The sequence below is a fragment of the Pseudomonas sp. 44 R 15 genome (genome assembly GCF_900004965.1).
In the GTDB taxonomy this organism is placed as follows: domain Bacteria; phylum Pseudomonadota; class Gammaproteobacteria; order Pseudomonadales; family Pseudomonadaceae; genus Aquipseudomonas; species Aquipseudomonas orientalis_A.
Genome location: NZ_CVTU01000064.1, coordinates 75,059 through 101,978 on the forward strand (window position 1 = coordinate 75,059; position 26,920 = coordinate 101,978).

Annotated in this window: 30 protein-coding genes; 11 read left to right on the plus strand and 19 right to left on the minus strand. The window is 60.6% G+C overall.

Annotated elements, in window-relative coordinates; translation table 11 throughout:
• Window positions 1-38 precede the first annotated feature (38 nt).
• From murA to BFP93_RS07640, 7 genes are all read right to left on the minus strand, one after another.
• Window positions 39-1,304, minus strand: coding sequence for a UDP-N-acetylglucosamine 1-carboxyvinyltransferase (gene murA / locus BFP93_RS07610; protein ID WP_065892636.1), 1,266 nt, complete (start codon window positions 1,302-1,304; stop codon window positions 39-41).
• Between the two features lie 23 nt (window positions 1,305-1,327).
• The gene (locus BFP93_RS07615) at window positions 1,328-1,567 is read right to left on the minus strand and encodes a BolA family protein (RefSeq protein ID WP_003188597.1); all 240 of its coding nucleotides are present in this window, start codon (window positions 1,565-1,567) and stop codon (window positions 1,328-1,330) included.
• A gap of 114 nt (window positions 1,568-1,681) precedes the next feature.
• The gene (locus BFP93_RS07620) at window positions 1,682-1,987 is read right to left on the minus strand and encodes an STAS domain-containing protein (protein ID WP_065892637.1); all 306 of its coding nucleotides are present in this window, start codon (window positions 1,985-1,987) and stop codon (window positions 1,682-1,684) included.
• Window positions 1,984-2,631 carry an MlaC/ttg2D family ABC transporter substrate-binding protein gene (locus BFP93_RS07625; protein ID WP_065892638.1) on the minus strand — a complete coding sequence of 216 codons (648 nt, stop codon included), beginning with the start codon at window positions 2,629-2,631 and terminating at the stop codon, window positions 1,984-1,986. Before BFP93_RS07625 ends, BFP93_RS07620 begins: the two co-directional genes overlap by 4 nt.
• Before the next feature lie 11 nt (window positions 2,632-2,642).
• Window positions 2,643-3,110: an outer membrane lipid asymmetry maintenance protein MlaD gene (gene mlaD, locus BFP93_RS07630; RefSeq protein WP_065885792.1), complete on the minus strand. Its 468-nt coding sequence runs from the start codon at window positions 3,108-3,110 to the stop codon at window positions 2,643-2,645.
• A complete protein-coding gene (gene mlaE / locus BFP93_RS07635; protein WP_057724578.1) occupies window positions 3,110-3,907 on the minus strand; it encodes a lipid asymmetry maintenance ABC transporter permease subunit MlaE in 798 nt (265 codons plus the stop codon). Before mlaE ends, mlaD begins: the two co-directional genes overlap by 1 nt.
• On the minus strand, window positions 3,907-4,716 hold the full coding sequence (locus tag BFP93_RS07640) for an ATP-binding cassette domain-containing protein (RefSeq protein ID WP_057724577.1): 810 nt from the start codon (window positions 4,714-4,716) through the stop codon (window positions 3,907-3,909). Before BFP93_RS07640 ends, mlaE begins: the two co-directional genes overlap by 1 nt.
• A gap of 310 nt (window positions 4,717-5,026) precedes the next feature.
• Here BFP93_RS07640 and BFP93_RS07645 point away from each other — a divergent pair, with 310 nt between their 5' ends.
• The 10 genes from BFP93_RS07645 to BFP93_RS07690 all read left to right on the plus strand — a co-directional run bounded on the left by BFP93_RS07645 (window position 5,027) and on the right by BFP93_RS07690 (window position 12,035).
• Complete coding sequence (locus BFP93_RS07645) at window positions 5,027-6,001, plus strand: KpsF/GutQ family sugar-phosphate isomerase (protein WP_065892639.1); 975 nt, start codon at window positions 5,027-5,029, stop codon at window positions 5,999-6,001.
• Complete coding sequence (locus BFP93_RS07650) at window positions 6,002-6,526, plus strand: KdsC family phosphatase (protein WP_003171809.1); 525 nt, start codon at window positions 6,002-6,004, stop codon at window positions 6,524-6,526. It begins immediately after the preceding gene.
• A gap of 8 nt (window positions 6,527-6,534) precedes the next feature.
• Window positions 6,535-7,107 carry an LPS export ABC transporter periplasmic protein LptC gene (gene lptC, locus BFP93_RS07655; RefSeq protein WP_065885790.1) on the plus strand — a complete coding sequence of 191 codons (573 nt, stop codon included), beginning with the start codon at window positions 6,535-6,537 and terminating at the stop codon, window positions 7,105-7,107.
• On the plus strand, window positions 7,094-7,627 hold the full coding sequence (lptA, locus tag BFP93_RS07660; protein WP_065892640.1) for a lipopolysaccharide transport periplasmic protein LptA: 534 nt from the start codon (window positions 7,094-7,096) through the stop codon (window positions 7,625-7,627). The genes lptC and lptA overlap by 14 nt, the downstream gene beginning before the upstream one ends.
• On the plus strand, window positions 7,627-8,352 hold the full coding sequence (gene lptB, locus BFP93_RS07665; RefSeq protein ID WP_004372092.1) for an LPS export ABC transporter ATP-binding protein: 726 nt from the start codon (window positions 7,627-7,629) through the stop codon (window positions 8,350-8,352). The genes lptA and lptB overlap by 1 nt, the downstream gene beginning before the upstream one ends.
• 184 nt (window positions 8,353-8,536) lie before the next feature.
• Entirely contained in the window at window positions 8,537-10,030 is a 1,494-nt protein-coding gene (locus BFP93_RS07670) for an RNA polymerase factor sigma-54 (protein WP_057724573.1), read from the plus strand.
• A 76-nt stretch (window positions 10,031-10,106) separates the two neighbouring features.
• Window positions 10,107-10,412 carry a ribosome hibernation-promoting factor, HPF/YfiA family gene (gene hpf, locus BFP93_RS07675; RefSeq protein WP_065885787.1) on the plus strand — a complete coding sequence of 102 codons (306 nt, stop codon included), beginning with the start codon at window positions 10,107-10,109 and terminating at the stop codon, window positions 10,410-10,412.
• A gap of 9 nt (window positions 10,413-10,421) precedes the next feature.
• Window positions 10,422-10,886, plus strand: a complete 465-nt coding sequence (gene ptsN / locus BFP93_RS07680; RefSeq protein WP_065885786.1) for a PTS IIA-like nitrogen regulatory protein PtsN — start codon at window positions 10,422-10,424, stop codon at window positions 10,884-10,886.
• 2 nt (window positions 10,887-10,888) lie between these two features.
• Window positions 10,889-11,746, plus strand: a complete 858-nt coding sequence (rapZ, locus tag BFP93_RS07685; RefSeq protein ID WP_065885785.1) for an RNase adapter RapZ — start codon at window positions 10,889-10,891, stop codon at window positions 11,744-11,746.
• A gap of 16 nt (window positions 11,747-11,762) precedes the next feature.
• A complete protein-coding gene (locus tag BFP93_RS07690) occupies window positions 11,763-12,035 on the plus strand; it encodes an HPr family phosphocarrier protein (RefSeq protein WP_065892641.1) in 273 nt (90 codons plus the stop codon).
• A gap of 37 nt (window positions 12,036-12,072) precedes the next feature.
• On the opposite strand, the gene BFP93_RS07695 is transcribed toward BFP93_RS07690, so the two are convergent.
• From BFP93_RS07695 to pmbA, 6 genes are all read right to left on the minus strand, one after another.
• Window positions 12,073-12,966 (minus strand): ZIP family metal transporter, encoded by an 894-nt coding sequence (locus tag BFP93_RS07695; RefSeq protein ID WP_065892642.1) that lies wholly within the window; start codon window positions 12,964-12,966, stop codon window positions 12,073-12,075.
• A gap of 32 nt (window positions 12,967-12,998) precedes the next feature.
• Window positions 12,999-13,610, minus strand: coding sequence for a superoxide dismutase (locus tag BFP93_RS07700; RefSeq protein WP_065892643.1), 612 nt, complete (start codon window positions 13,608-13,610; stop codon window positions 12,999-13,001).
• Window position 13,611: 1 nt separating this feature from the next.
• Window positions 13,612-14,040, minus strand: a complete 429-nt coding sequence (locus tag BFP93_RS07705; RefSeq protein WP_065892644.1) for a hypothetical protein — start codon at window positions 14,038-14,040, stop codon at window positions 13,612-13,614.
• Between the two features lie 27 nt (window positions 14,041-14,067).
• Window positions 14,068-15,444: a class II fumarate hydratase gene (locus BFP93_RS07710; RefSeq protein WP_065892645.1), complete on the minus strand. Its 1,377-nt coding sequence runs from the start codon at window positions 15,442-15,444 to the stop codon at window positions 14,068-14,070.
• Entirely contained in the window at window positions 15,437-15,832 is a 396-nt protein-coding gene (locus tag BFP93_RS07715) for a FagA protein (RefSeq protein WP_065892646.1), read from the minus strand. The genes BFP93_RS07710 and BFP93_RS07715 overlap by 8 nt, the downstream gene beginning before the upstream one ends.
• 146 nt (window positions 15,833-15,978) lie before the next feature.
• Window positions 15,979-17,325 carry a metalloprotease PmbA gene (pmbA, locus tag BFP93_RS07720; protein ID WP_065885778.1) on the minus strand — a complete coding sequence of 449 codons (1,347 nt, stop codon included), beginning with the start codon at window positions 17,323-17,325 and terminating at the stop codon, window positions 15,979-15,981.
• 108 nt (window positions 17,326-17,433) lie between these two features.
• Between pmbA and yjgA the strand changes: the two genes are divergently transcribed.
• Window positions 17,434-17,955 carry a ribosome biogenesis factor YjgA gene (gene yjgA, locus BFP93_RS07725; RefSeq protein ID WP_065885777.1) on the plus strand — a complete coding sequence of 174 codons (522 nt, stop codon included), beginning with the start codon at window positions 17,434-17,436 and terminating at the stop codon, window positions 17,953-17,955.
• Window positions 17,956-18,000: 45 nt separating this feature from the next.
• On the opposite strand, the gene tldD is transcribed toward yjgA, so the two are convergent.
• From tldD to mreD, 6 genes are all read right to left on the minus strand, one after another.
• Window positions 18,001-19,443, minus strand: coding sequence for a metalloprotease TldD (gene tldD, locus BFP93_RS07730; protein ID WP_065892647.1), 1,443 nt, complete (start codon window positions 19,441-19,443; stop codon window positions 18,001-18,003).
• A 16-nt stretch (window positions 19,444-19,459) separates the two neighbouring features.
• Window positions 19,460-20,308, minus strand: coding sequence for a carbon-nitrogen hydrolase family protein (locus BFP93_RS07735; protein WP_065892648.1), 849 nt, complete (start codon window positions 20,306-20,308; stop codon window positions 19,460-19,462).
• 48 nt (window positions 20,309-20,356) lie between these two features.
• Window positions 20,357-24,172, minus strand: coding sequence for a YhdP family protein (locus tag BFP93_RS07740; protein WP_065892649.1), 3,816 nt, complete (start codon window positions 24,170-24,172; stop codon window positions 20,357-20,359).
• Window positions 24,173-24,248: 76 nt separating this feature from the next.
• Window positions 24,249-25,706, minus strand: a complete 1,458-nt coding sequence (gene rng, locus BFP93_RS07745; protein ID WP_065885774.1) for a ribonuclease G — start codon at window positions 25,704-25,706, stop codon at window positions 24,249-24,251.
• 71 nt (window positions 25,707-25,777) lie between these two features.
• A complete protein-coding gene (locus BFP93_RS07750; protein ID WP_065892650.1) occupies window positions 25,778-26,374 on the minus strand; it encodes a Maf family protein in 597 nt (198 codons plus the stop codon).
• A 50-nt stretch (window positions 26,375-26,424) separates the two neighbouring features.
• The gene (gene mreD, locus BFP93_RS07755; protein WP_065885772.1) at window positions 26,425-26,913 is read right to left on the minus strand and encodes a rod shape-determining protein MreD; all 489 of its coding nucleotides are present in this window, start codon (window positions 26,911-26,913) and stop codon (window positions 26,425-26,427) included.
• Window positions 26,914-26,920 lie beyond the last annotated feature (7 nt).

Below are 26,920 nucleotides of genomic sequence, written 5' to 3' on the forward strand. Positions count from 1 at the left end.
TTTTCGCGAGCAAGCTCGCTCCTACAATGCAGCAGGGACTAGCCCGGGACGCGGCGGATTTTAGCGCCGAGCATCTGCAGCTTTTCTTCGATGCACTCGTAGCCACGGTCTATATGGTAGATGCGGTCGATCAGGGTGTCGCCGTCAGCGCACAGTGCCGAAATCACCAGGCTGGCCGAGGCACGCAGGTCGGTGGCCATCACTGGCGCACCCTTGAGCTTGTCGATGCCGGTAACGATGGCGGTGTTGCCCTCGACCTGGATCTTGGCGCCCATGCGGTGCAGTTCGTACACATGCATGAAGCGGTTTTCGAAGATGGTCTCGATCACGGCGCCGGTGCCTTCAGCGATCGCGTTCAAGGAAATGAACTGCGCCTGCATGTCGGTCGGGAATGCCGGGTACGGGGCTGTGCGCACATTGACGGCTTTAGGCCGCTTGCCGTGCATGTTCAGCTCGATCCAGTCTTCACCGGTGGTGATTTCCGCGCCGGCTTCCTTGAGTTTTTCCAGGACGGCTTCGAGGATGGTCGGATCGGTGTCCTTGACCTTCACGCGGCCACCGGTCACGGCAGCGGCAACCAGGTACGTGCCGGTCTCAATGCGGTCAGGCATGACTTTGTAGGTGGCGGTGTGCAGACGCTTTACACCATCAATAGTGATGGTGTCGGTGCCGGCGCCGGAAACCTTCGCGCCCATGGCGTTGAGGAAGTTGGCCAGGTCGACCACCTCCGGCTCGCGCGCGGCGTTTTGCAGGACGCTGCGGCCATTGGCCAGGGCAGCGGCCATCATGATGTTCTCGGTACCGGTCACGCTGACGGTATCAAAGAAGAAATTCGCGCCACGCAGGCCGCCTTCCGGCGCCTTGGCCTTGATGTAGCCGCCTTCGACGTCGATGACCGCGCCCATGGCTTCCAGGCCACGGATGTGCAGGTCGACCGGACGCGAGCCAATGGCGCAGCCGCCAGGCAGGGCCACTTCGGCTTCACCGAAACGCGCGACCATCGGGCCGAGTACCAGAATCGACGCACGCATGGTTTTCACCAGTTCGTACGGCGCGATCAGGGTCTTGATGGTGCGAGGGTCGATTTCGACGGACAATTTCTCGTCGATCACAGGCTCGATACCCATGCGACCGAACAGCTCGATCATGGTGGTGATGTCGTGCAGGTGCGGCAGGTTGGCCACAGTCACAGGGCCGTCGCACAGCAGGGTCGCCGCCAGGATCGGCAAGGCAGAGTTTTTCGCACCGGAAATGCGGATTTCGCCATCAAGGCGGGCACCACCGGTAATAATCAATTTATCCATAAGAATCTCGACGCCTTGGGGGCTCAGGTGCGCTCGGCCCAGGCCGCGCGGCTGAAAAATTTCATAGTGACCGCATGGATGCTGCCATCGGTGATCCATGGGTTCAAATGGGCATAGATCTGCTGCTGACGCTTGACCGGGCTCAATGCCGCCAGTTCATCGCTAATCACGTTCAGCTGGAAATTGCAGCCTTCGCCTTCAACTTCTACAGTCGTTTCCGGCAGCTTTCCTTCAAGGAAGCTCTTAACTTCTAGGGCCTGCATGCTCAACCTCTATCGGCGCCCAGTGCGCACGGGTCGCACATCATACAAAAAAGCCCCGCGCCTGCGAACCCCGCATAGCAGGACTCTGACGGGGGGCTTTTTGATAAATGTGTATTAAGGGTGTGCCAACAGCTCGGTCAGGCCGGAAACCTCGGCAATCTCGCGCATGTCTTCAGGCAATGCACGGATGCTGAGTGGCTTTTTTGCCGCTTCGGCATCACGCATAAAGCACAGCAGCAGCGACAGACCGACGCTGCTGGACTTGGTCACCGCCGAGCAATCGACCACCAGCGCAGACGCGCTGCTGGCCTTGATCAGAGCCTGGCCCTGCTTGCGCAGGTCAGGCCCGGTGCGGTAATCGAGCACGCCGCTGAGCAACAGCTCGCCGGCGTCGCCGATACGAACAGCCGACTCGGTCATTGCGCTGGCTTCCCGGCTTCCTTATCGGAAGTTTCCTTGGCCTTGGCCACTTCACCAGCCCAACCATCGATGGTCTTGTCCAGGTCGTTGCCATTGCGCTGCATCGCGTCGGCGAACTGATCACGGAACAGCTTGCCGATATTGATGCCATTGATGATCACGTTGCGCAGCTTCCACTCGCCGTTGACCTTCTCCAGCGTGTACTGCACAGGGTACACGGCGCCATTGTTGCCCTTGACGCTCATGTTGACGCTGGTGCGATCACCCGACTCATCACCGGCCGGAGCCACGGTAATGCCCTGGTTGTTGTATTCAAGCAAGGCGTTGCCGTAGAACTGGAACAGCCCGCGCTTGAAGTTTTCCTGGAAACGCTGCATCTGCGCAGGCGTGGCCTTGCGCGAATACTTGACGGTCATGATGCTGCGGGAGATGCCTTCGGCATCGACCACAGGACCGACAATGCTGTTGAGCGCGTTGTAGAACAGGCTCGGGTCCTGTTTGTACTTTTCCTTGTTGGCCGACAGGTCAGCCAGCATTTTGTTGGTGGTGTCCTGCACCAGTTCGTGGGCGGAACCGGCTGCGTTGGCCATCAACGGCAGCGCTGCAAGCAGCACCAGAAGGCCGCGTCGCAAGGTAGAGATCATGAACAGATTCCTCATTTGGCGTCTTTATTGACCGTGTTGAGCAGGAATTTACCGATCAAGTCTTCAAGTACCAACGACGACTGTGTGTCGTGGATTGTCGAACCATCCTTGAGCAGGGCTGTTTCCCCGCCAACGCTGAGACCGATGTACTTCTCGCCCAGCAGACCCGCAGTGAGGATGGATGCGGTGGAGTCCGTCGGCAGATTGTCCACCTTCTTGTCCACTTGCATCGTCACTCGCCCGGTGAAGCTGTCGCGATCCAGATCGATTGCCGTGACCTTGCCGACGGTTACGCCAGCCATGGTCACTTTAGCTCTGACCGTCAAACCGGCGATATTGTCGAAGTACGCGTAAAGTTTATAAGTGTCGGCGGTGGGGCTGGCCGACAGGCCACTGACCCGCAGGGCCAGCAACAGTAAAGCCAGGATGCCAGCCAGCAAGAAAAGGCCGACACCGATTTCCACAGTGCGGTTTTGCATCAGAAATCTCCAAACATCAAGGCAGTCAAAATGAAGTCAAGGCCCAGTACCGCCAGCGAGGCGTACACAACGGTCTTGGTGGTGGCGCGACTGATCCCTTCTGAAGTGGGTTCACAGTCATAGCCTTGGAATACGGCGATCCAGGTCACTACAAAGGCGAAGACGATGCTCTTTATGATGCCGTTGAGCACGTCGCCCGTGAAGGTCACGCTGTTTTGCATGTTGGCCCAGTAGGAACCGTCATAGACGCCCAACCAGTCCACCGCCACCCACGAACCGCCCCAGATTCCGACCACGCTGAAGATCATCGCCAGCAACGGCAGGGAAATGAAGCCGGCCCACAGGCGCGGGGCAACAATGTACTTGAGCGGGTCCACGCCGATCATTTCCAGGCTGGACAGCTGCTCGGTGGACTTCATGTTGCCGATTTCGGCGGTCAGCGCCGAACCGGCACGCCCGGCGAACAACAACGCGGTGACCACCGGCCCCAGTTCACGCAACAGCGTCAGGGCGACCATCTGCCCTACCGCCTGCTCGGAACCGTAGCTGGACAGAATGTTGAAGCCTTGCAGCGCCAGCACCATGCCGATGAACACCCCGGAGACCACGATGATCACCAGGGACATCACGCCAACCGCATGCAGTTGCTTGAGCAGCAAGCCAAAGCCGCCACCGATACCGCCGCGACCGAGCAGGGCGTGGAACAGAAAAATAGTCGAACGCCCGAGGACTTCGACGATGTCGATGCCCGAGCGACCGAAAAGGCGAACCTTCTCGATAATAGATGTTTTGCGCATCAGCGCTTCCCCAGGAGATCTGCGCGGTAGTCCGCTGCCGGAAAGTGAAAAGGCACCGGGCCATCGGGATCGCCGGTCATGAATTGACGAATGCGCGGGTTATCGGCGTTCATCAGCTCTTCCGGCGTGCCCTGCCCCAGCACCTGGCCATCCCCCACGACATAGAGGTAGTCGGCGATGCTCGCGGTTTCGGCCAGGTCGTGGGACACCACGATGCTGGTGATCCCCAATGCGTCGTTGAGCAGGCGGATCAGGCGCACCAGCACGCCCATGGCGATCGGGTCCTGGCCCACGAAAGGCTCGTCATACATGAGGATCTGCGGGTCCAGCGCGATGGCTCGCGCCAGGGCGACGCGACGCTTCATGCCGCCGGACAATTCGTCAGGCATCAGGTCGATGGCCCCGCGAAGCCCTACCGCCTGCAGTTTGAGCAGCACAATGTCACGAATCATCTCATCGGACAGCTGGGTGTGCACCCGCAGCGGGAACGCAACGTTTTCGAACACATCGAGATCGGTAAACAGCGCGCCGCTCTGGAACAGGACCCCCATGTGCTTGCGCGCATCGAACAGATCGCTGCGCGACAGGGTCGGCAGGTTCTGGCCGTTGACCCACACTTCGCCGGCACTGGGGCGCAATTGCATGCCCATCAGGCGCAGCAAGGTGGTCTTGCCGCAACCGGAAGGCCCCATGATGCCCGTGACTTTTCCGCGAGGAATGCGAATATCGACGTTATTGAAGATGCTGCGCGTACCGCGCTTGAAGGAAAGGCCCTTCAGCTCGACCGCGTAGGCGTTATCGGCACTCATCTAATCTCCTTGGGATGCAGCCTTTCACTCAGACACCATGTATGCGACTTTCGTTTACCGCGGATGCGCAAATGTTTGCGCCATGGGTTGGGCGGACCGAACTGGCCGCGAACTATATCACTGCTGGTACAGCGCCCCCAAGGCCGGAACAGTGCTTGTTCAGATTCAGGACAGCGAAAAAAACGTAGCGGGTTGTGATATTGAGACGAATCCGGGAGACCTTCGGAATAAAGCCTGACGAACTTGCGTGAGGGAATTGATCATTACCGCTATAATCGCCGACTTTTCGTCAGGCTATACGATTTCAGACATGAGCCAATCCAGCGACCTTATTCAATCCGCACAACGCACCATCCGCCTCGAGCTGGAAGCCGTAGAAGGTTTGCTGGCCCACATCGACGCAGATTTCGTACGCGCCTGCGAGATGATTCTGGCCAGCAAAGGCCGCGTTGTCGTGGTTGGCATGGGCAAATCCGGCCACATCGGCAACAAGATCGCCGCGACGCTGGCAAGCACCGGCACCACGGCGTTCTTCGTGCACCCGGCCGAGGCCAGCCACGGCGACATGGGCATGATCACCCGGGATGACGTGATTCTGGCACTGTCCAACTCGGGCACCACCAACGAAATCGTGACCCTGCTGCCGCTGATCAAGCGCCTGGGCATCACGCTGATCAGCGTCACCGGCAACCCGGACTCGACGCTGGCCAAGGCCGCCGAAGTGAACCTGAACGTTCATGTCGCCCATGAAGCCTGCCCACTGAACCTGGCGCCCACCTCCTCCACGACCGCCGCGCTGGTCATGGGCGACGCCCTGGCGGTGGCCTTGCTGGAAGCCCGCGGATTCACGGCTGAAGATTTTGCTTTTTCCCACCCCGGCGGCGCACTGGGCCGTCGCTTGCTGCTGAAAGTGGAAAACGTCATGCATGCGGGCGATGAATTGCCCCATGTACAACGCGGCACCCTGCTCAAGGATGCGCTGATGGAAATGACCCGCAAGGGCCTGGGCATGACCGTGATCCTGGAAGCCGACGGGCGACTGGCCGGCGTGTTCACCGACGGCGATTTGCGTCGTACCCTGGACCGCACCATCGACATCCACACCGCGACCATCGATGAAGTGATGACGCCCCACGGCAAGACCGCCCGACCCGAGATGCTGGCGGCCGAAGCCCTGAAGATCATGGAAGACCACAAGATCGGCGCGCTGGTGGTGGTCGATGACAATGACCGCCCGATCGGCGCCCTGAACATGCACGACTTGTTGCGTGCAGGAGTGATGTAAATGACCAGCGACCTGTTGCAACGCGGTAAACACATCAAGTTGGCGATATTCGACGTCGATGGCGTGCTGACCGATGGCCGCCTGTACTTCCTTGAAGACGGCAGCGAATTCAAGACATTCAATACACTCGACGGCCAGGGCATCAAGATGTTGATGGCCGCCGGCGTGCAAACCGCGATTATCAGTGGTCGAAAGACCCCCGTTGTGGAACGCCGCGCACAAAACCTGGGGATTGCTCACCTGTATCAGGGCCGCGAGGATAAACTGGTGGTGCTGGACGAGCTTCTTGGCCAACTCAACCTAAGCTATGAACAGGTCGCCTATCTGGGTGACGACCTGCCTGACCTGCCGGTGATCCGCCGGGTAGGCCTGGGCATGGCCGTCGCCAATGCCGCAGCGTTTGTGCGTGAACACGCCCATGGCATTACCACCGCCCGTGGCGGCGAGGGTGCCGCCCGCGAGTTCTGCGAATTGATCCTGCGTGCCCAGGGCAGTCTTGAAGCGGCCCACGCCGCCTACTTATAGAGCCTTATATGCTGAGCAAAAAGATTCGCAACTTTCTGTTATTCGGGGTCATCGCCGCGCTGTTCCTCGCGGTGGGCTACTGGAATATCAGCCCGGAGCGCTTTCTCGACAAACCTGTCGTGCAGGTTGATGAAAGCATCATCGATAACTTCGCCACCAACACCCACACCGTGCAGTTCCTGCCCGATGGCAAGGTGCAGTACGTGCTGGCCTCCGACAAGGTCGAGCGCTTGAAGGCCTCGGAAGTCAGCCTGCTGACCAATCCGGACCTGAACCTCTACCGTGGCACCGAACTGCCGTGGCATGTCACCAGCCTGCGTGGCGAGGTCAATCCGGACGGCACCCAGATCGAACTGATCGACTCGGTACGCGTCGCACGTACAGACGCGCAGAAGCGTGACACCATCATTACCAGCAGTCGCATGACGGTATTCCCACAACAGCAATATGCGCAGACCGAGCAAGACGTTAGAATCGACGGCGCTGGCGGTGTATCGACTGGCAAGGGAATGAAAGCGTATTTGAAAGAAAGCAGGATACACCTGCTATCGAACGTAAGAGGACAGTATGAGGCTCGTTAAAACCCTCCCTATTTTGCTCGGTCTGGGCGCAGCACTGGGAAGCGTGAGCGCCTGGGCTCTGCCGAACGATAGCCAGCAACCGATCCACATCTCGGCTGACGATGCGCAGCTGGATGACAAACAAGGCGTCGCAACCTACACAGGTGGCGTCATCATCACCCAGGGCTCGATGAAGATCACCGGCAACACGGTGACCCTGACGCGTACCCAGGCCGGCGATATCGATGTCGTGACCTCGGTGGGCAACCTGGCTTACTTCGAGCAGCAGCAAAAGGCGGAAGACCCAGGCCCGATGAAGGGCTACGGCAAGACCATTCAATACCATGCCCAGCAAAATCGCATCGTATTGATTGACCAGGCCAAGGTACTCAGTGCCGACGGCAACTCGACCGAAGGCGAGAAAATCGTCTACAACACCAAGACCCAGGTCGCCCAGGCCGGTCGCGCCACTGGCAACAAGCTCAGCACACCTCGCCCACGGATCGACATGGTCATCCAGCCGAAGAAGAAGGCCGAGTAATGGCAACCCTGAAAGCCCAGCATCTGGCCAAGGCCTATAAAAGCCGTCAGGTGGTACGCGATGTGAGCCTGTCGATCGACAGCGGTCAGATCGTCGGCTTGCTCGGCCCCAACGGCGCCGGCAAGACCACCTGCTTCTATATGATCGTCGGGCTGGTCCAGGCGGACCAGGGACGCGTACTGATCGACGACCTGGACGTCAGCCACCAGCCAATGCACGGCCGTGCGCGTGCAGGTATCGGCTATCTTCCCCAGGAGGCGTCGATCTTCCGCAAACTGTCGGTGGCCGACAACATCATGGCGATCCTCGAGACCCGCAAGGAACTCGACCGCGATGGCCGCCGCCAGGAGCTGGAAAGCCTGCTGCAGGAATTCCACATCAACCACATCCGCGACAACCTCGGCATGAGCCTGTCCGGGGGTGAGCGTCGTCGTGTGGAGATCGCCCGCGCCCTGGCAACCGCGCCGAAATTCATCCTGCTGGACGAACCGTTTGCCGGTGTCGACCCGATCTCGGTGGGCGATATCAAGCAGATCATCCATCACCTCAAGGCCAAGGGCATTGGTGTGTTGATCACCGACCACAACGTGCGTGAAACCCTGGATATCTGCGAAACCGCTTACATCGTCAACGATGGGCAACTGATCGCCGAAGGTGATTCCGCGACGATCCTGGCCAACGAGCTGGTGAAAGAAGTTTACCTGGGTCACGAGTTCCGCCTGTAGACACGGTGATATCGGGCCTTTGGCAAGAGTGCGAGCGAGTCAATGAAAACCTCGGTTTTTTTATTGTTACCGCGCTCTAGGCAAAGGCCCTGATTTCAGGCATATAATTTGCTTATGTTTGGCGCTCACGCGCCCTGTCGTGGATGGCGCATTGCGCCGGCGAATAAGGTGTTAAGCCCCTGCCATGAAACCATCGCTAGTCCTGAGAATGGGCCAGCAGCTGACGATGACACCGCAGCTGCAACAGGCCATCCGCCTGCTCCAATTGTCGACCCTGGACCTGCAACAGGAAATCCAGGAGGCCCTGGAGTCCAATCCGATGCTCGAACGCCAGGAAGAAGGCGACGACTTCGACAACACAGACCCTTTGGCCGACAACATCGAGCAAAAGCCCAATCCCGACGTGCAGGAACCGTCCTATCAGGAAACCGCCCCTACGGTGGATAACCTCGAGGACGGCGAATGGAACGAACGCATTCCCAACGAGCTTCCCGTGGATACCGCCTGGGAAGACGTGTACCAGACCAGCGCCAGCAGCCTGCCCAGCAATGATGATGACGAATGGGACTTCACCACCCGTACGTCCGTGGGCGAAAGCCTGCAGAGTCACCTGTTGTGGCAACTGAACCTGGCGCCGATGTCCGACACCGATCGCCTGATCGCCGTCACCCTGATCGATTGCATCAACAACCAGGGCTACCTGGACGAGACGCTGGAAGAAATTCTTGAGGCGTTCGACCCGGAGCTGGATATCGAGCTGGACGAGATCGAAGCCGTCCTGCACCGCATCCAGCAATTCGAGCCCGCCGGGATTGGCGCCCGTACGCTCAGCGAGTGCCTGTTGCTGCAACTGCGCCAACTGCCGGCCAAGACCCCCTGGCTGGCTGAAGCCAAGCGCCTGGTCAGCGACTACATCGACCTGCTGGGTAGCCGCGACTACAGCCAGCTGATGCGTCGCATGAAGCTCAAGGAAGACGAGCTACGCCAGGTCATCGAGCTGGTGCAGAGCCTCAACCCGCGCCCGGGCTCGCAGATCGAGTCCAGCGAAGCCGAATATGTCGTGCCTGACGTGATCGTGCGCAAGGACAACGAGCGCTGGCTGGTCGAGTTGAACCAGGAGTCGGTGCCACGCCTGCGGGTCAACCCGCAATACGCCGGTTTCGTGCGCCGCGCCGATACCAGCGCCGACAACACCTTCATGCGCAACCAGCTGCAGGAAGCGCGCTGGTTCATCAAGAGCCTGCAAAGCCGCAACGAAACCCTGATGAAAGTCGCCACCCAGATCGTCGAGCACCAGCGCGGCTTCCTGGAATATGGTGACGAAGCCATGAAACCGCTGGTGCTGCATGACATCGCCGAGGCGGTCGGCATGCATGAATCGACGATTTCACGGGTGACCACGCAGAAATTCATGCATACCCCGCGGGGCATATATGAGCTGAAATACTTTTTCTCCAGCCACGTAAGCACCTCCGAAGGCGGCGAATGCTCGTCCACGGCGATCCGCGCGATCATCAAAAAACTGGTTGCCGCGGAAAATCAGAAAAAGCCGTTGAGTGACAGCAAGATCGCTGGTTTACTGGAGGCACAAGGCATTCAGGTCGCCCGTCGAACCGTCGCCAAGTACCGCGAGTCCCTCGGGATCGCGCCTTCCAGCGAGCGTAAGCGTTTGATGTGACGGGCGGGGCATAGCGTTCCAGTGGCAGGCGCTTTTCGCCTGCCGCTTTATGCACTGGCAACGAAGGAGAAGCTGTATGCAAGTCAACATCAGTGGACACCATGTAGAAGTCACCCCTCCAATGCGCGAATACGTCGAACTGAAGCTGAAGAAGCTTGAAGGACATTTCGACAAGATCACCAACGTGCAGGTCATCATGAAGGTCGACAAGCTTCAGCAGAAAATCGAAGCGACCCTGCAGATACCCGGTGGCGAAGTGGTTGCTAATGCCGAGCATGAAGACATGTATGCATCGATCGACTTGCTCACCGACAAGCTTGACCGCCAACTCAAAAAGCATAAGGAAAAGAATCTGCACCTGATGCAAGGTACAGGTCGTTAACCCTCCCCCATGATCCAACTTCAAACCATCCTGACCCCCGGCCGTTCCCTCGTGAACGTGCCGGGCGGCAGCAAGAAGAAAGCCCTCGAGCAAATTGCCAATCTGATCAGCAGCCAAGTGCCTGAACTGGAGATGCAAGATGTATTCGAGGCGCTGATTGCCCGTGAAAAACTCGGTTCGACCGGTTTTGGCAACGGCATCGCCATCCCCCACTGCCGCCTCAAAGGCTGCGAAACACCGGTCAGCGCTTTGCTGCACCTGGATCACCCTATCGATTTCGATGCCATCGACGGCGCCCCGGTCGACCTGCTGTTCGTTCTGCTGGTCCCACAAGCCGCCACCGATGCCCACCTGGAGCTGCTCCGGCAGATCGCCAGCATGCTCGACCGTAAGGAAGTGCGCGACAAATTGCGCAGCGCCAGCAGTAACGAGGCGCTGTATCAGGTCGTCCTGGATGAGCAAAGCGGGCAGTAATCATGCGTTTGATCATCGTCAGCGGCCGTTCCGGCTCGGGTAAGAGCACTGCGCTTAACGTTCTTGAAGACAGCGGCTTCTATTGCATCGATAACCTGCCCGCCGGCTTGCTGCCGGAATTGGCGGAACGCGCCCTGATCCACACCGAACTGGCGCAACCGCTGGTCGCTGTGTCGATCGACGCCCGTAACCTGCCCAGCCACCTCTCACGGTTCCCCGAACTGCTTGAGGAGGTGCGCGCCAAGCATATTCATTGCGACGTGCTGTACCTGGACGCCGACGAGGAAACCCTGCTCAAGCGGTTCTCCGAAACCCGTCGACGTCACCCGCTCAGCAGCGCCAATCGTTCCCTGGCCGAAGCCATCGAGGACGAAACCAAACTGCTGGGGCCGATCATCGATCTGGCTGACCTCAAGATCAACACCACCAACCTGAACCTGTACCAACTGCGCGATGCGATCAAGCTGCGATTGCTGAACCAGCCGGAGCCTGGCACGGCGTTTCTGGTCGAGTCGTTTGGCTTCAAGCGCGGCATGCCGGTGGACGCCGACCTGGTGTTCGACGTGCGGTGCCTGCCCAATCCCTATTGGAAACCGGAGTTGCGCGATCAGTCCGGGCTTGACCAACCCGTGATCGACTACCTGGCGGCACAACCGGATGTGGAAGATATGTTCCAGGATATCTCCACCTACCTGCTCAAATGGTTGCCGCGCTTTGCTGCCAGCAACCGCGCCTATGTCACCATTGCCATCGGCTGCACCGGAGGCCACCACCGTTCCGTCTATCTGACGGAGCGACTGGGCCAGGTGCTGCAACAAACCCTCAAGAACGTCCAGGTTCGCCACCGCGACCTTAGCTGAAAGGAACACCACTGCGATGCCGGCTCGGGAAATTGAAATCATCAACAAGCTGGGCTTGCACGCCCGCGCATCAGCCAAGTTTGTCGGTGTCGCCGGGCGGTTCCCCTGCCAGATCCGCGCCGGGCGTGACCCTGAATCGATGGTCGACGGCAAGAGCATCATGGCAATGATGATGCTCGCCGCAGGCAAGGGCACCAAAATCCATCTGAAAACCGAGGGTGAACAAGAGCAGGAAGCGATGGACGCGTTAGTCGCGCTGATCAACAACTACTTCGACGAGGGCGAATAACGCCTTCCTCTTGCGGGAGCGAACTGGCTCGCTCCTGCTATCCCAACGCCGTATCCATCACCATCATCAAGCAAAACCCGATGCACAATCCCAGGCTGGCGAGCTTGTCGTGACCGTTGCGGCGTGACTCAGGGATGACCTCATGGGTCACCACCAGCAGCATCGCCCCCGCAGCGAGTGCCAGGCCCAAGGGCAGCAGCACTTCGGCAAGGCTCACCAACCACGCGCATAACACGGCAAAGACGGGCTCGACCAACCCCGAGGCGGCGCCAATCAGAAACGCCTTTATCCGCGACATCCCCGCCCCTGCCAATACCAGCGCAATCACCAGGCCTTCCGGTACGTCCTGCAGGGCAATGCCCATGGCGAGGCTGTCGGCATCCGCCATGCCGCCGCCGGCAGAAACACCCACGGCCATGCCTTCCGGGATGTTGTGGGCAATGATGGCGAACACAAAGAGCCAGATACGCGGCGGGATCACCGGCTTATCCGGCGTGCCCACCAGCATTTCCGGGCTGGCGCCCGAGACCTTGCGGTCGACAAGATACAGCCCGAACGCCCCCATCATGATGCCGAAGCTGATCAAGCCTCCCGCCCCCCAGGGCGTGAGCCCGAGGTTTTCTGCGGCGGCAATACCCGGCACCACCAGCGAAAAGGCGGTCGCCGCCAGCATGACCCCCGCACCAAAACCCAGCAGGGTATCGCTCAACGCCGCCGGCATACGGCGAATCACCAGCACCGGCACCGCGCCCAGCGCAGTACCGAGCGCACAGATCGCCCCGCCCTGCAGCGCTCGCAAGATGCGCGGCTCCAGGTCGAGCCAGGCCAGGCCATGAGCCACCAGCAAAGCCGTACCGACTAATAGAAGCAGGGAGCCAAATGCGTAGCGAAATAATCGCACGCTGCTGATCGCCAGTGTTTCAGTGCCCATGGTCGGCCTTAGGTCTTGTTGTGGAGTGAATATCAGGCCAATGCAGCCTGGTAGCGTGCGGCAACCTCGGGCCAGTTGATGACGCTATAGAATGCATTGATGTACTCCGGTCGTCGGTTTTGATACAGCAGGTAGTAGGCGTGTTCCCAGACGTCCAGGCCGAGGATCGGCGTATTGCCGCTCATCAACGGGCTATCCTGGTTACCGCTGCTTTCCACCACCAAGGTCTTTTGCGGGGTCACACTCAACCAGGCCCAGCCGCTGCCGAAGCGGGTCAACGCCGCCTTGGTAAAAGCCTCTTTGAAGCTGTCGAAGCCCCCCAACTGCTCGTCGATGGCCCGGCCCAGAACACCCTCGGATTTTCCGCCACCCGTCGGCGACATGACCGCCCAGAACAGCGAGTGGTTGGCATGGCCGCCTCCCTGGTTGACCACGGCAGTGCGCAGTTTCTCCGGGAGTTTTTCAACGCTGGACACCAGCTTCTCCACCGGCCAGCCCGCAAACTCAGTGCCCTCGACCGCAGCATTGAGATTATTGATGTACGTCTGGTGATGCTTGGTGTAGTGAATTTCCATGGTTTGCGCATCGATATGGGGTTCGAGGGCGTCAAAGGCATAAGGCAGGGCCGGCAGGGTGTAGGTCATATCAATGTGCTCCATATTGAGAGGGGGTCGGTTGCGTCGCAGCACCGCCCAGCAAACGATGGGTGCGCGGGTATTCGCCGTGATCGCTGATGAAATTCAACAGTTCGACATAGGTTTTGCTGCTCTGGCGCAGCGCTGCCTCACGCAACTGCGGACTGAGCCGTGGGTCCTGCATGGTCTGCAGCAGCCGTTGGTGAATGGCGCAGAGGTATTCCGCGCTTTCCTCAGGCTGGTTGAGACGCAGGTGCAGGTCTGCCAGGTTGTGGTGGGAGATAACGCAAGCCGCCACCGCTTCGTCGGCATCCGCCCAGCGTTCGAACAACACTTGGGCCAGGGCCAGGGCTTGCAGGTAGGCCTCACGGGCGTCAACCAGCTCGCCTGCCATAAAGCAGCGATTGGCCCGTTCGATCGTGCGTTTCCAGTGCTCCATGGTGAACCTCCAAAGCGGGGTCGATGATCACACGCCGCCTGCCGTGAGCTTTTCCGGGTCCAGCAGGACTTCCAGTTGGCTGCGCGGCAAGTCGGTGTGTTCGAGGGCGACATCGATCACCGGACGGCCCTGCTGATAAGCCTGCTTGGCGATTTCGGCGGCCTTTTGGTAACCAATGATCGGGTTGAGGGCGGTGACCAGAATCGGGTTGCGCGACAATGCTTCCTTGAGCTTCGCTTCGTTGACCTTGAAGCTTGCGATGGCCTTGTCTGCCAGCAAACGGCTGGCGTTGGCCAGCAGCTCCAGGCTGCTGAGCAGGTTCTGGGCGATGATCGGCAGCATCACGTTCAGTTCGAAGTTGCCCGATTGGCCGGCCACGGTAATCACCGTATCGTTGCCGATGACTTGCGCGGCCACCATGGCCGTGGCCTCGGGGATTACCGGATTGACCTTGCCCGGCATGATCGAAGAACCCGGCTGCAGCGCCTCCAGTTCGATTTCGCCCAGGCCTGCCAGTGGACCGGAGTTCATCCAGCGCAGGTCATTGGCGATCTTCATCAGCGACACCGCAGTGGCTTTCAACTGGCCGGAGACGGCGACGGCGGTGTCCTGGGAGCCAATCAACGCAAACAGGTTCTTGCCCGGCGTGAACTTCACCTGGGTCAGGTGGCTCAGGTGCCCGCTGAAGCGTGCGGCAAACTCAGGGTGGGCGTTGATGCCGGTGCCTACGGCCGTGCCACCCTGGGCCAGCGCCTGCAGCGCCGGCAGCAGGTCCTGCAAGTGGCCGATATTGGCCTTGAGTTGCTGCGCCCAACCATTGAGCACCTGGCTCATGCGCACAGGCATGGCATCCATCAAGTGGGTGCGCCCGGTCTTGATGAACGGGTGAACCGCTTCGGCTTTTTGCTCGATCACCTGCACCAGGTGCAGCAAGGCCGGCAGCGTCTGCTCGTGCAGCACCAGCGCGGCGCTGACATGAATGGTGGTAGGAATGATGTCGTTACTGCTTTGCCCGCAGTTGACGTGGTCGTTGGGGTTTACCACCTCGCCCAGCAAGCGACTGGCCAGGGTTGCGATCACTTCGTTGGCGTTCATGTTGGAACTGGTACCGGAGCCGGTCTGGAAAATATCCACCGGGAAGTGCTGCATGTAGTCGCCTTCCAACAGACCCTGGGCGGCATCGACAATGGCCTTGCCCTGCCCTTCGCTGATTTGCTTGAGGTCGACGTTGGCCCTGGCTGCGGCGGCTTTGGCCAGGATGAGCGCGCGAACGAATTGCGCCGGCATGCGCTGATGGCTGATCGGAAAGTTGTTCACCGCGCGCTGGGTTTGCGCGCCGTACAGGGCTTCGGCGGGGACTTGCAGTTCGCCCATGCTGTCGCGTTCGATACGGGTGTTACTCATCATTTGATCCTTGCACCAGGTCGGAGAAAGAGAGGGATGGCAGCAATTGGCAGGTCGCCAATTGCCAGGCAAAGGCCTGCCAGCGCTTGAGCCGGCAGGCGCAGTGGGAGAGTTTTTCCAGGTCACGCAGCGGGCGCCAGGCCTGGTCCAGACACAGGGCGCGCCAATGCCACGGCAGCGCGACATCGTTGGCGGTGTCGATGAGCAGGCGAAATGAGGTTTCGGCGATTGTCCACGGGTGCGTTGCGGTGCAACACGCCAGGTACCGCCCCTCATTGAGGTAATGTTCGATCAGGCGAGGTTCATTGGGGTCGAGCCCGCAGCGGATCTGCCGACTCATCCAGCGCCAACTTTCCAGGTACGGGTCCTCACGCAAGACAGAACTCATGATCCACACTCATCCAGTAATGATATTCATTATTAAATGATATTGAGAATCAAAACAAGAACAGTGGGTCGATCCTGCCTCACAGAGCCACAAAAAAAGGCGCGCCATCATCGAGATGGCGCGCCTTTTTGGTGAAGCGTCGCAGGTCAGCTGCCGGCGACAGTCATCCGTTCAATCAACACGGAGCCGGTGCGGATATTGCTGCGCAGCTCCAGATCGTTACCCACGGCAACGATCTGCTTGAACATATCGCGCATGTTGCCGGCGATGGTCACTTCCTGGACGGCGAACTGAATCTCGCCGTTTTCCACCCAGAATCCCGCCGCGCCACGGGAATAGTCACCCGTCACCATGTTCAGGCCGTGGCCCATCAATTCGGTCACCAGCAGGCCGCGGCCCATGCGACGCAACAGGGCCGCCTGGTCTTCATCGCCATGGGTCACGAACAGGTTATGGACGCCGCCGGAGTTGGCGGTGCTGGGCAGGCCAAGCTTGCGGCCCGCGTAGGTGCCCAATACATAAGACACCAACTCGCCTTTCTCGACGAACGGCTTGGCGTAAGTGGCCAGGCCATCGCCGTCGAACGAGGCGCTGCCCATGGCGCGCATGAGGTGCGGACGCTCATCGATGGTCAGCCATTCAGGGAACAGCTGCTGGCCGATCGCGCCTTCCAGGAACGAAGACTTGCGATAGAGGTTGCCGCCGGAAATCGCCCCGAGGAAACTGCCGAACAGGCCACCGGCCAATTCGGCGGAAAACAGCACCGGCACCTCGCACGTGGGTACCGGGCGGGCGCCCAGGCGACTGGCTGCACGCTGCGCAGCGCGCTGGCCAATGCTTACCGGATCTGCCAGCAACTCACCCTGACGATTCACGTCGTACCAGTAATCCCGCTGCATCTGGCCATTGGCTTCAGCGATCATCACGCAGCTCAGGCTGTGACGGGTGGACGCATAGCCCCCGATAAAACCATGGCTGTTGCCGTACACACGGCAACCCTGATGGGTGCTCAGCGTGGTGCCGTCGGCGTTCTTGATGCGAGCATCGGCGTCGAACGCTGCCGCTTCGCAGGTCAGCGCCTGCTCGATGGCTTGCTCGGGCGTGATGTCCCAGGCGTGGAACAGATCGAAATCCTGCAAGTCCTTGGCCATCAACGCTTTGTCGGCCAAGCCCGAGCTTTCATCCTCAGAGGTGTGCTTGGCGATTGCCAAAGCAGCGGCGACGGTCTCGCGAATCGCCTCCGGGCCGCTGGCCGACGTGCTGGCCGAGCCCTTGCGCTGGCCCACGTACAAGGTAATGCCGAACCCCTGGTCGCGGTTGAATTCGACGGTTTCCACTTCCCGCTGACGTACCGACGTCGACAGCCCCTGCTCCAGCGACACCGCTACTTCACAGGCGCTGGCCCCCTGGCGCTTGGCCTCGGCAAGGATCTGCTCGACTTGTTCCTGCAGTGCCGGTAACGCTTGCGGACCGACGCTTTGGGCTGCACTCATGGTGTTCTCCACTCAAATTCTGCTCTCGGTTAAGGCCGTCGAGCGACCGGGCCGGACAAGCGGCCCCCGACTGGTTATCATGGCGGCGTTTCTTTGCGGACTGCCACCATGGTTGATTCTTACGACGACTCCCTCGATGGGGAGAAAAGCAAAACCCAGGTCAAACGCGAGCTGCATGCTCTGGTTGACCTTGGCGAGCGCCTTACAACGCTCAAGAAAGACTTGATTGCCAAACTGCCACTGACCGACGAAATGCGTCGGGCCTTGGCCGATGCGCCTAAGCACACCGCGAATATCGCGCGCAAACGGCACATCATGTTTATCGGCAAGCTGATGCGCGATCAGGACACTGACGCCATTCTGGCCTTGCTCGATCAAACCGATGCCTCCACTCGCCAGTACAACGAACGCTTCCATAACCTGGAACGCTGGCGTGACCGCCTGATCTCGGGCGATGACGCCGTGCTGGAAAAATTCGTATTGGACTATCCGGAAGCGGACCGCCAGCAATTGCGCTCCCTGATCCGTCAGGCCCAACACGAACAGGCGCATAACAAGGCGCCTGCCACCAGCCGTAAAATCTTCAAATACATCCGTGAGCTGGACGAGACTCAACGCGGTCTGCGCTGATCCTCTTCCCCGGGTGGCGACCTTCGCCACCCGAAGCTCCACGGCTTACGACCCCGTGCCACCCACGGTGATCGCATCGATTTTCAAGGTTGGCTGGCCCACGCCCACCGGCACCGACTGCCCATCCTTCCCGCACGTGCCCACGCCGCTGTCCAGCGACAGGTCGTTACCCACCATCGACACCTTGCTCATGGCCTCCGGCCCATTACCGATCAATGTAGCGCCCTTGACCGGTGCGGTAATCTTGCCGTCTTCGATCAAGTACGCCTCGCTGGTGGAGAACACGAACTTGCCGCTGGTGATATCCACCTGCCCGCCACCGAGGTTGGCGCAGTAGATGCCGCGCTTCACCGAGGCAATGATTTCTGCCGGATCGCTTTCACCCCCGAGCATGTAGGTGTTGGTCATGCGTGGCATCGGCAGGTGGGCATAGGATTCGCGGCGACCGTTGCCGGTGCGCGCCACGCCCATCAGCCGGGCGTTGAGCTTGTCCTGCATGTAGCCCTTGAGCACGCCGTTTTCGATCAGGGTGGTGCACTCCGTCGGCGTGCCCTCGTCATCCACACTTAACGAACCCCGGCGACCGGCCAGGGTGCCGTCATCGACAATGGTGCACAGCTTGGATGCGACCATCTCGCCCATGCGCCCGCTATAGGCCGAACTGCCCTTGCGGTTGAAGTCGCCTTCCAGCCCATGCCCTACGGCTTCGTGCAGCAACACACCGGACCAGCCCGAGCCCAGCACCACCGGCAAGGTACCGGCCGGCGCAGGAATCGCTTCCAGGTTGACCAGTGCCTGGCGCAGCGCTTCACGGGCGTAACCCATGGCGCGGTCTTCAGCGAGGAAATAACGGTAGTCGGTACGCCCGCCGCCGCCATGGCCACCGCGTTCGCGGCGACCGTTCTGCTCGACGATCACACTGACGTTGAAACGCACCAGTGGCCGTACATCCGCCGCCAGCCCGCCGTCGGTGGACGCGACAAGGATGCGCTCCCACACGCCGGCCATGCTCACGGTGACCTGCTGGATACGCGGGTCGAGGGCACGAGTAGCCGCGTCAACACGCTTGAGCAGCTCGACCTTCTCCGCGCGGCTGATCACTTCCAGCGGATTATCCGGCGCGTACAACTGAGCCACGTCCTGGGTACTGAACGCCTGCACCGTGCCGTTCTGGCCTGCGCGGGAAATCGAACGCGCCGCACGCGCCGCCAGGCCCAGGGCCTCCAGGGTAATCGCGTTGCTGTAGGCAAAACCGGTTTTTTCGCCCGATTGCGCGCGAACCCCTACACCCTGGTCAAGGTTGAAACTGCCTTCCTTGACGATGCCGTCTTCCAGCGCCCAGGACTCGGAAATCTGCCCCTGGAAATACAGGTCGGCCGCGTCGATCCCTGGCCCGGCCAGATCGCCCAGCACGGTTTGCAGATTTTCGATGGTCACGCCACCGGGTGCCAGGAGATGTTCACTGACTGAGGACAACAACTCGCTCATAGGTTTGGCCTTAAATTCATCGTTCTGAAGCAGGTCGCTGTGCGCCCTGCGAGAAAAAGCGCCGATGGTTGACCACCGGCATGCGCGCCCGTATCGACGCCTGTTCACTGCTGTCGCGTGCGGCCACCAGCACCGCTTCGCCTTGATCCTGCCGGGCCAGCACGCGCCCCCAAGGGTCGATAATCGCCGCGTGCCCATGGGTTTCCCGTGGCCCCGGGTGTACACCGCCCTGGGCGGCCGCCAGCAGATAACACTGGGTCTCGATGGCCCGCGCGCGAATCAGCACATCCCAATGCGCTGCGCCGGTTACCGCCGTAAACGCCGACGGCGCACTGATCAATTCAGCCCCCGCCGCACGCAACTCGCTGTACAACTCGGGGAAGCGCAGGTCGTAACACACCGTCAGCCCCAGGCGCCCCACGGGCGTATCCGCCACGACCACATTGCTTCCGAAAGCATAGTCGTCGGATTCGCGATAGCGACCTCGGGCGTCCGCTACATCCACGTCGAACAAGTGCAGCTTGTCGTAACGAGCGACGACTTCACCGCGGTCGTCGATCAGCAGCGAGCAGGCGTTGGGCTTGGCGTCCGGTTGATCCCTGGGTGGCAACGGTATTGTGCCCGCCACTATCCATAAGGTGAGGTCGCGGGCGGTCTGTTTCAACCAGGGCAGGATCGGACCTTCACCCATTGCCTCGGCGCGACCGATATCGGCCATGTCACGGCGGCCCATGGCGGCAAAGTTCTCCGGCAGTACCGCGAGCCTGGCGCCATCCGCCGCCGCGCGTTCCAGCAGGCGGCGTGCCTGGGCCAGGTTAGCCGGCACATCACGCTGGCTGACCATTTGAATTACCGCAAAGGACATGGGCCGACACTCCGTAAAGGACATGCGGCCATGCTACTCCACAGCCTCTCAGTTTGGCTTTTCAAATGGCTTGTCGAAGGTGATTTTCGGGTCTTTCCATGGGCCTTGCACGGTGTACTGCACGCTGGCGAAGCGCGATACCCGGTCGCCGATCAACTTGTCGATCAGGAACAACGCACCGCCAATGGCCGGCGCGCCGACGATCAACGCCGCAATGGGCAGGTTGTTGGTGACCGGCAGGGTCACCAGCAACTTGGCATCGACGCGATCCGCCACCAGGTCCAGGGTGCCATTGAGTTCCAGGTTGGTGGACGGCCCGGTCATGGTGATGGGCTCACGGGTCACGAACACACCGTCACTGGCCGCCAGCAAACCCTTGACCCGGTCATAGCTCAAGCCCTTGCCGAGCAAGTCGGAGAAGTCCAGGCGCAAACGGCGGCCAATGGAATTGAAGTTAAGCAGGCCGAACACCCGCAGCGCCTGGGCACCACCCTCCACTTCCACGAACTGGCCTCTACGGAACGCTGCGTCCAGGCTACCGGAGAACCGCTTGGGCCCGACCCAGGCGGGCGAGCCCGGCCAGCGACCATCCACGTCCAGATGAAAGTCCTCGCTGGTCACCGTGGGCGCAAACCCCCACCCCTTGAGCACGTCGGCAATGTTCTTGCCGTCCAGTCGTCCCTTGTACCAACTGCTGCTGGCCCCCGGCGCGCCTTCCCAACCACCGGCCCCGTTGAGTTGCATGCCCTTGAGGCCCAGGTTCAGGTTGTTGAAGGCCATGCCCCTGGCGGTCGGGCGGATTTTCAGCGACCACGCGCCCACCAGGTCCGGGCCCTGGAACAGTTGGTCGATGGCGATATCCAGCGCAGGAATTTCCTTGGGGTCGACATCGGCCAATGGGTCCGGCGCGTTCTCGTCAGCCTGCACGGTAGGGTCCACGGCGGGCAGCTTCACGTATTGCAGGTTGACGGCAATGGGCGCGCCCTTGGCATCCGGCAGATTCACCGTGCCCTTGGCTTGCTGGCTGTCGAACTGCAGGCCCCAGGCCACGGGCTTGCGATCCAGCTGCAGTTTGACCTGGTCGAATTGAGTACCAAAGCCGGTCAGCTTGCCCACCTTGAAATCGGCGCCACTGAGCAGTTGCTTGGCACTGCCGCCCGGATCGTTACCCGCGTAACGGTTCGCGAGTTTTTTCCACGGGTCGATATCCAGTTCTGAGAGCACCCCGCGAACGCGCAGCCCCTTGGCGCCGGGTAATACCGCATCGCCATTGCCGAGGAACAATTCGCCGCGTCCATCATTGAAATTATCCGACGGCGCCGCAAAGGTGAAATTGGCCAGCTCACCGTAATCAAACCAGTAACGCCGCTCAGCGCCCTGCAAGGTCATGCGGAACGTACTGTCACGGCCCTGGCTCGCCGGCATGCCGAATGGCGCCGGCAAATCAACCGCAACGCCCTTGAGATTGGAGTCGACCATCAGCTGACTGTCCGCGCCGTCCAGGATGACTTGCAACTGGTACGGGATATCGCCGGACACCGGCAGCGGCTGGCTGATTTTCAGCCAGTCCGTGAGCCGCTTGACCGTGACCTGCCCCTTGGCGGTGACGCGGGTGCTGATGGCGCCGGGCTTGCCTTCGGCAAAAATCTGCGCGGTGATCGGGCGGTCAAACGCCTGGGCCGAAATATTCTGGCCGCTCAAGCCTTTGGCGCTGTCGAAACGGAAATCGCCCTTGAGCTGGGTCAGGTCCAGGGTGGGCTCCGCCAATTGCAGGCGCGCCTTGTCGGTCTTGAAGTCGACCACGATTTTGGGTTCGGTGCCCTTGGCCAGCGGCACATCCAGGTCCAGGCTGCCTTGCAGGTTGCCCTCGCCCTTCCAGCCCGCAAAGGTGGAGGCGGTGCCGATCGGGGCTTCCTGGAGGATTTTCAGACCATCGCCCAACCCACCGGAGAATCCGCCGGTGAGCAGCAGGTGGCTGTCTTGGCCGGCCGGCGCGTGAGGGATATTGACGTAGACGTCCTTGACCTGGGTATCGAGCAACTGACCCTTGCTGGCCAGGATGCGCACGCCGCTCTCCTCGACAAATACCTCACCCTTGACCTTGCTCACATGGGGCCAGCCCGGCTGGAACGCCAACTCGGCATCGTGCACCTTGAAGAACAGGCTGATATTGCGTGAAGCCGGCAGCGCGTTGTGGCTCAGCGAGCCCTGGTACTGGAAGAATCCTTCGTCTACCGCGCCTTTGAGGATCGCCGTGCGCAACCACTCATCCAGCGCCGGGCTCAACACGGCGGGCAGATACTTGGGGGTGAAACGACCATCGCCATCGACCATGCCGACCCGCAGGTCCATGTAGTCCTCCTGGCTATGGTCGAAATGCAGGCGAATCAGGAAGTCCGCAGCGACCTTGCCTTCCTCCCCCAGCACCTTGATATACGGTGCGATGAGCGTGAAGCCCTGTTTGTCCAGCGTCCAGGTCAGGCGCGCATTGGCCTGGATGTACTGCCAGGGCTTGGCGAAGATCGGCGACAGATGCAGGGAAAAGTCCTTGCTGTCCATGCGCAACTCGCCATGGCCCAGGTCGCCGCTGATGCTGCCGGACACATTGCGCGCGGCCGGTGCGCCGAAATACGCGTCAAAACCGACACGCTCAAGGTTGGCGGCAAAACTGACTTTCTGATCGGTGCTGTCCTGTGGGCGGAAGTCCACGAGCACATTGCGCAACAGGCCGGTGGCTTTGAGGTGCTCGACGGCCTTGGCGAAACCTTCCGGCAGCGGTGCCAGGGCATTGAGCAAGGGCGTGATGGGGGTCAGGTCGAGCCGGTCGGCCTGAAGTTTCCACACTTCCTGATCTTTATCGGTCGCCAGGTTCTGCTGCAGTTGCAGGCGTGATTCCCAGCGGGTTTCGCCGATATTCATCGCCAGCGAATCAAACAGCACCTTGAGGCCGCCGTCGCTGCGTTGCACATAAGCGGTCAGGGCGAGGTTCTCGATGTGTACCGGCTTACGCTCGGCGTAGCTGCCTTTGACTTGCGGTGAATCGAGGCGCACCACGGCGCTCTGTACGGTGCCGTTGGCCCAATTGAGCCAGAACTCACCGCCGGCCTTGAGCTGGGTGAGCTTCCATTGCTGGGTCAGCCGGGACGGAATCCACTTGGCCCAGTCGCTTTGAGGCAGGCTCAGGTAGGCCTCGACCTCGGCGTCTTTCCATTGGCTGGCGCGCATGCGGCTGCGCAGGCTCAAGGCCAGCGGTTGGCCGTCGGGTAATGTCAGGCGCGCGTCCACGCGTTGCCGGGTCGTGCCGGTGTGCAGGTTCAGGCCTACATACGTCACGGTCACCGGCGCGCGGTCGAACGGTTGCAGCGTCACCTGGCTGTCGAGCACCGATACGCGCTTGACCATTTGCATGCGGGTGAGCAGTTGCTCCGGGTCCAGTGGCTGGTCGTCCTGTATGGGCAAGCCTTGCAGCGCCCAGCGACCGTCCTTGTCTTCCTTGACGCTCAACTGCAAGCCGCTGACTTGCAGGTGGGCGATGCGCACTTCACGGGCCATCAGGCTGGCCCAGAGGTCGGGCACCACCTCAACCTGGTCCAGCCGCAACGCACTGCTGCCCTCCCCGACCATCACGTCATGGGCCAGCAGTATTGGCGCAAATCCGCTCCAGCGGCCTTCGAGGCTGCCAATATGCACAGGCATCTGTACGGCAACCTGGGCCTTGGCTTCGACTTCAGCGCGGTATTCGGCCACCAGCGGGGTCAATTCACGGCCCAGGCTCACGTACACCGCCGCCACTACCAGCAGCAACGCACACAGGCCCAGTCCCCAACGGGTCAAAGCGGCAAAAAAGCGTATCAGACGCTCCATGTCAGGCGACCCTCAAGGCAGTGGTCGGACCGCAGGTCTGCGCCTGTCGGTCTCGAAAAGAGAAAGCGAATGGGGATCAGAGCAGCACCACGTCGTATTGTTCCTGGGAGTACATGGTTTCGACCTGAAAACGAATGGTGCGCCCGATAAAGCCCTCCAGTTCAGCGACGTTACCCGACTCTTCATCCAGCAGGCGGTCTACCACTTTCTGGTTGGCGAGCACTCTATAACCTTCGGCCTGGTAGGCGCGTGCTTCCCGTAGAATTTCGCGGAAAATCTCGTAGCAAACCGTTTCCGGGGTCTTCAATTTGCCGCGGCCCTGGCAACTGCTGCAGGGCTCGCACAGCACTTGTTCAAGGCTTTCGCGGGTGCGCTTGCGGGTCATCTGCACCAGGCCCAGCTCGGTGATGCCAATGATGTTGGTCTTGGCGTGGTCGCGCTCCAGCTGCTTTTCGAGGGTGCGCAGGACCTGGCGCTGGTGCTCGCCATCTTCCATGTCGATGAAGTCGATGATGATGATGCCGCCCAGGTTGCGCAGGCGCAGTTGGCGCGCAATCGCGGTGGCCGCTTCGAGGTTGGTCTTGAAGATGGTTTCTTCGAGGTTACGGTGGCCCACGAACGCGCCGGTGTTGACGTCAATGGTGGTCATGGCTTCCGCCGGGTCCACCACCAGATAACCGCCGGATTTGAGCGGGACCTTGCGCTCCAGGGCTTTCTGGATTTCGTCTTCGACGCCATACAGGTCGAAGATCGGCCGCTCGCCCGGATAGTGCTCCAGGCGGTCGGCAATTTCCGGCATCAGCTCGGCGACAAATTGCGTGGTGCGCTGGAAGGTTTCCCGCGAGTCGATGCGAATTTTCTCGATCTTCGGGCTGACCAGATCGCGCAAGGTACGCAACGCCAGGCCGAGGTCTTCATAGATCACGCTGGGCGCGCCAATGGTCTGGATCTGCGCCGCGATCTGGTCCCACAGCCGCCGCAGGTAGCGGATATCCATCAGGATTTCATCGGCGCCCGCGCCTTCGGCGGCGGTGCGCAGGATAAAACCACCGGCTTCCTTGATGCCTTCGGCGGCCACGCAGTCGCTGACCACCTTCTTCAGGCGCTCGCGCTCGGCTTCATCTTCGATTTTGAGGGAAATCCCCACATGGGCGGTACGCGGCATATACACCAGGTACCGCGAAGGAATCGACAGTTGAGTGGTGAGCCGGGCGCCCTTGGAGCCGATGGGGTCCTTGGTGACCTGCACCACCAGGCTCTGCCCTTCGTGCACCAGGGCGCTGATGCTTTCCACCGCCGGGCCTTCGCGCAGGGAGATTTCCGAGGCATGGATAAACGCGGCGCGGTCCAGGCCGATGTCGACGAAGGCCGCCTGCATGCCCGGTAATACGCGTACCACCTTGCCTTTATAGATATTGCCGACGATCCCGCGCTTCTGGGTACGTTCCACATGCACTTCTTGCAGAACACCGTTCTCTACCACCGCCACGCGCGATTCCATCGGCGTGATATTGATCAGAATCTCTTCACTCATGGCTGGGTCTCGTTCAGGCGTTTTCACAATAGTGACCGACCGCTAATGGCTTGGCGCGAAAGTAGAAGCGCTCAGCACGCGTTAAGGTTTTGCCAACAGGGTATGCCGAATTGGCCCAGCAGTTGCGCGGTTTCGCACACCGGCAGGCCGACCACGGCGGAATAGCTGCCATTGAGCCCGCTCACGAACACCGAGCCAAGCCCCTGGATAGCATAGCCGCCAGCCTTGTCCCGGGGTTCGCCGCTGTGCCAGTAGGCCGTCGCTTCTTGGACAGAAATGTCGCGAAAAATGACTCGGCTGCTGACACACCGGGTTTCACAGCGCTGGCCGTCGGTCAGGGCAACGGCCGTGAGGACTTCATGCTCACGCCCTGCCAGGGCCATCAACATGGCCAAGGCATCGGCCTGATCCACCGGCTTGCCAAGGATCTTGCCATCGACGATAACCGCCGTGTCGGCGCCCAATACGCAGATGCCTGTGGTTTGCTCGAGCGCAGCCAAACCCGCCGCGCCCTTGCTTCGCGCCAGGCGCTCGACATAAGCCACAGGGGTTTCGTGTGTGAGAGGCGTTTCATCGATGGCGGCGCTGACCACGGTGAAAGGCACACCGATCTGGGTCAACAACTCACGTCGCCGCGGGGAGCCCGAGGCCAGATAAAGCATATTCACTGCAGACTCTCCCTGTAGGGTTCGATAACCAGGCAGAGCCTCGCAATCCATCAATTGATTTTATAGCGACGACGTAACCCACGCAGGCCGAAACTGACCCAGGGCCACAGCAATGCGCTGACCAGCGCCGGCAACACCAGTGCCAGGGTGGGCTGGCGATTGCCGGTCAAGGCACTGAGCCAGAGTTGAACGAGCTGCGCCAGGCCGAAGATCACCAGGATCACCAGGCACTGCTGCCACATCGGGAACATGCGCAAGCGCTGCTGCAACGACAGCACCAGGAACGTAATCAGGGTCAGGATCAGCGCATTCTGGCCCAGCAAGGTGCCATAGAGCACATCCTCCGCCAAGCCCAGGCACATCGCCGTGACCATGCCCACTTTGTGCGGCAGGTTCAACGACCAGAACGCCAACAGCAGGGCCAGCCACAGCGGCCGCAGAATTTCCATGAATTGCGGCAGCGGTGAAACGCTGAGCAGCAAGCCGATGGCAAAGGTCAGCCAGACAATCCAGCCATTGCGCGATTGAGTGCTGGCCATTATTCCT

Coding starts and splice junctions, on each gene's coding strand:
- BFP93_RS07690 (WP_065892641.1), top strand. CDS start 11,763: ATGCCGGCTCGGGAAATTGAAATCATCAACAAGCTGGGCTTGCACGCC.
- BFP93_RS07735 (WP_065892648.1), bottom strand. CDS start 20,308: ATGTCCTTTGCGGTAATTCAAATGGTCAGCCAGCGTGATGTGCCGGCT.
- lptB (WP_004372092.1), top strand. CDS start 7,627: ATGGCAACCCTGAAAGCCCAGCATCTGGCCAAGGCCTATAAAAGCCGT.
- pmbA (WP_065885778.1), bottom strand. CDS start 17,325: ATGAGTGCAGCCCAAAGCGTCGGTCCGCAAGCGTTACCGGCACTGCAG.
- mlaD (WP_065885792.1), bottom strand. CDS start 3,110: ATGCAAAACCGCACTGTGGAAATCGGTGTCGGCCTTTTCTTGCTGGCT.
- BFP93_RS07700 (WP_065892643.1), bottom strand. CDS start 13,610: ATGACCTACACCCTGCCGGCCCTGCCTTATGCCTTTGACGCCCTCGAA.
- mreD (WP_065885772.1), bottom strand. CDS start 26,913: ATGGCCAGCACTCAATCGCGCAATGGCTGGATTGTCTGGCTGACCTTT.
- BFP93_RS07740 (WP_065892649.1), bottom strand. CDS start 24,172: ATGGAGCGTCTGATACGCTTTTTTGCCGCTTTGACCCGTTGGGGACTG.
- BFP93_RS07670 (WP_057724573.1), top strand. CDS start 8,537: ATGAAACCATCGCTAGTCCTGAGAATGGGCCAGCAGCTGACGATGACA.
- BFP93_RS07650 (WP_003171809.1), top strand. CDS start 6,002: ATGACCAGCGACCTGTTGCAACGCGGTAAACACATCAAGTTGGCGATA.
- BFP93_RS07695 (WP_065892642.1), bottom strand. CDS start 12,966: ATGGGCACTGAAACACTGGCGATCAGCAGCGTGCGATTATTTCGCTAC.
- BFP93_RS07615 (WP_003188597.1), bottom strand. CDS start 1,567: ATGCAGGCCCTAGAAGTTAAGAGCTTCCTTGAAGGAAAGCTGCCGGAA.
- yjgA (WP_065885777.1), top strand. CDS start 17,434: ATGGTTGATTCTTACGACGACTCCCTCGATGGGGAGAAAAGCAAAACC.
- BFP93_RS07625 (WP_065892638.1), bottom strand. CDS start 2,631: ATGATCTCTACCTTGCGACGCGGCCTTCTGGTGCTGCTTGCAGCGCTG.
- lptA (WP_065892640.1), top strand. CDS start 7,094: ATGAGGCTCGTTAAAACCCTCCCTATTTTGCTCGGTCTGGGCGCAGCA.
- BFP93_RS07645 (WP_065892639.1), top strand. CDS start 5,027: ATGAGCCAATCCAGCGACCTTATTCAATCCGCACAACGCACCATCCGC.
- BFP93_RS07620 (WP_065892637.1), bottom strand. CDS start 1,987: ATGACCGAGTCGGCTGTTCGTATCGGCGACGCCGGCGAGCTGTTGCTC.
- BFP93_RS07640 (WP_057724577.1), bottom strand. CDS start 4,716: ATGAGTGCCGATAACGCCTACGCGGTCGAGCTGAAGGGCCTTTCCTTC.
- rapZ (WP_065885785.1), top strand. CDS start 10,889: ATGCGTTTGATCATCGTCAGCGGCCGTTCCGGCTCGGGTAAGAGCACT.
- lptC (WP_065885790.1), top strand. CDS start 6,535: ATGCTGAGCAAAAAGATTCGCAACTTTCTGTTATTCGGGGTCATCGCC.
- mlaE (WP_057724578.1), bottom strand. CDS start 3,907: ATGCGCAAAACATCTATTATCGAGAAGGTTCGCCTTTTCGGTCGCTCG.
- BFP93_RS07705 (WP_065892644.1), bottom strand. CDS start 14,040: ATGGAGCACTGGAAACGCACGATCGAACGGGCCAATCGCTGCTTTATG.
- ptsN (WP_065885786.1), top strand. CDS start 10,422: ATGATCCAACTTCAAACCATCCTGACCCCCGGCCGTTCCCTCGTGAAC.
- murA (WP_065892636.1), bottom strand. CDS start 1,304: ATGGATAAATTGATTATTACCGGTGGTGCCCGCCTTGATGGCGAAATC.
- BFP93_RS07715 (WP_065892646.1), bottom strand. CDS start 15,832: ATGAGTTCTGTCTTGCGTGAGGACCCGTACCTGGAAAGTTGGCGCTGG.
- rng (WP_065885774.1), bottom strand. CDS start 25,706: ATGAGTGAAGAGATTCTGATCAATATCACGCCGATGGAATCGCGCGTG.
- BFP93_RS07710 (WP_065892645.1), bottom strand. CDS start 15,444: ATGAGTAACACCCGTATCGAACGCGACAGCATGGGCGAACTGCAAGTC.
- tldD (WP_065892647.1), bottom strand. CDS start 19,443: ATGAGCGAGTTGTTGTCCTCAGTCAGTGAACATCTCCTGGCACCCGGT.
- hpf (WP_065885787.1), top strand. CDS start 10,107: ATGCAAGTCAACATCAGTGGACACCATGTAGAAGTCACCCCTCCAATG.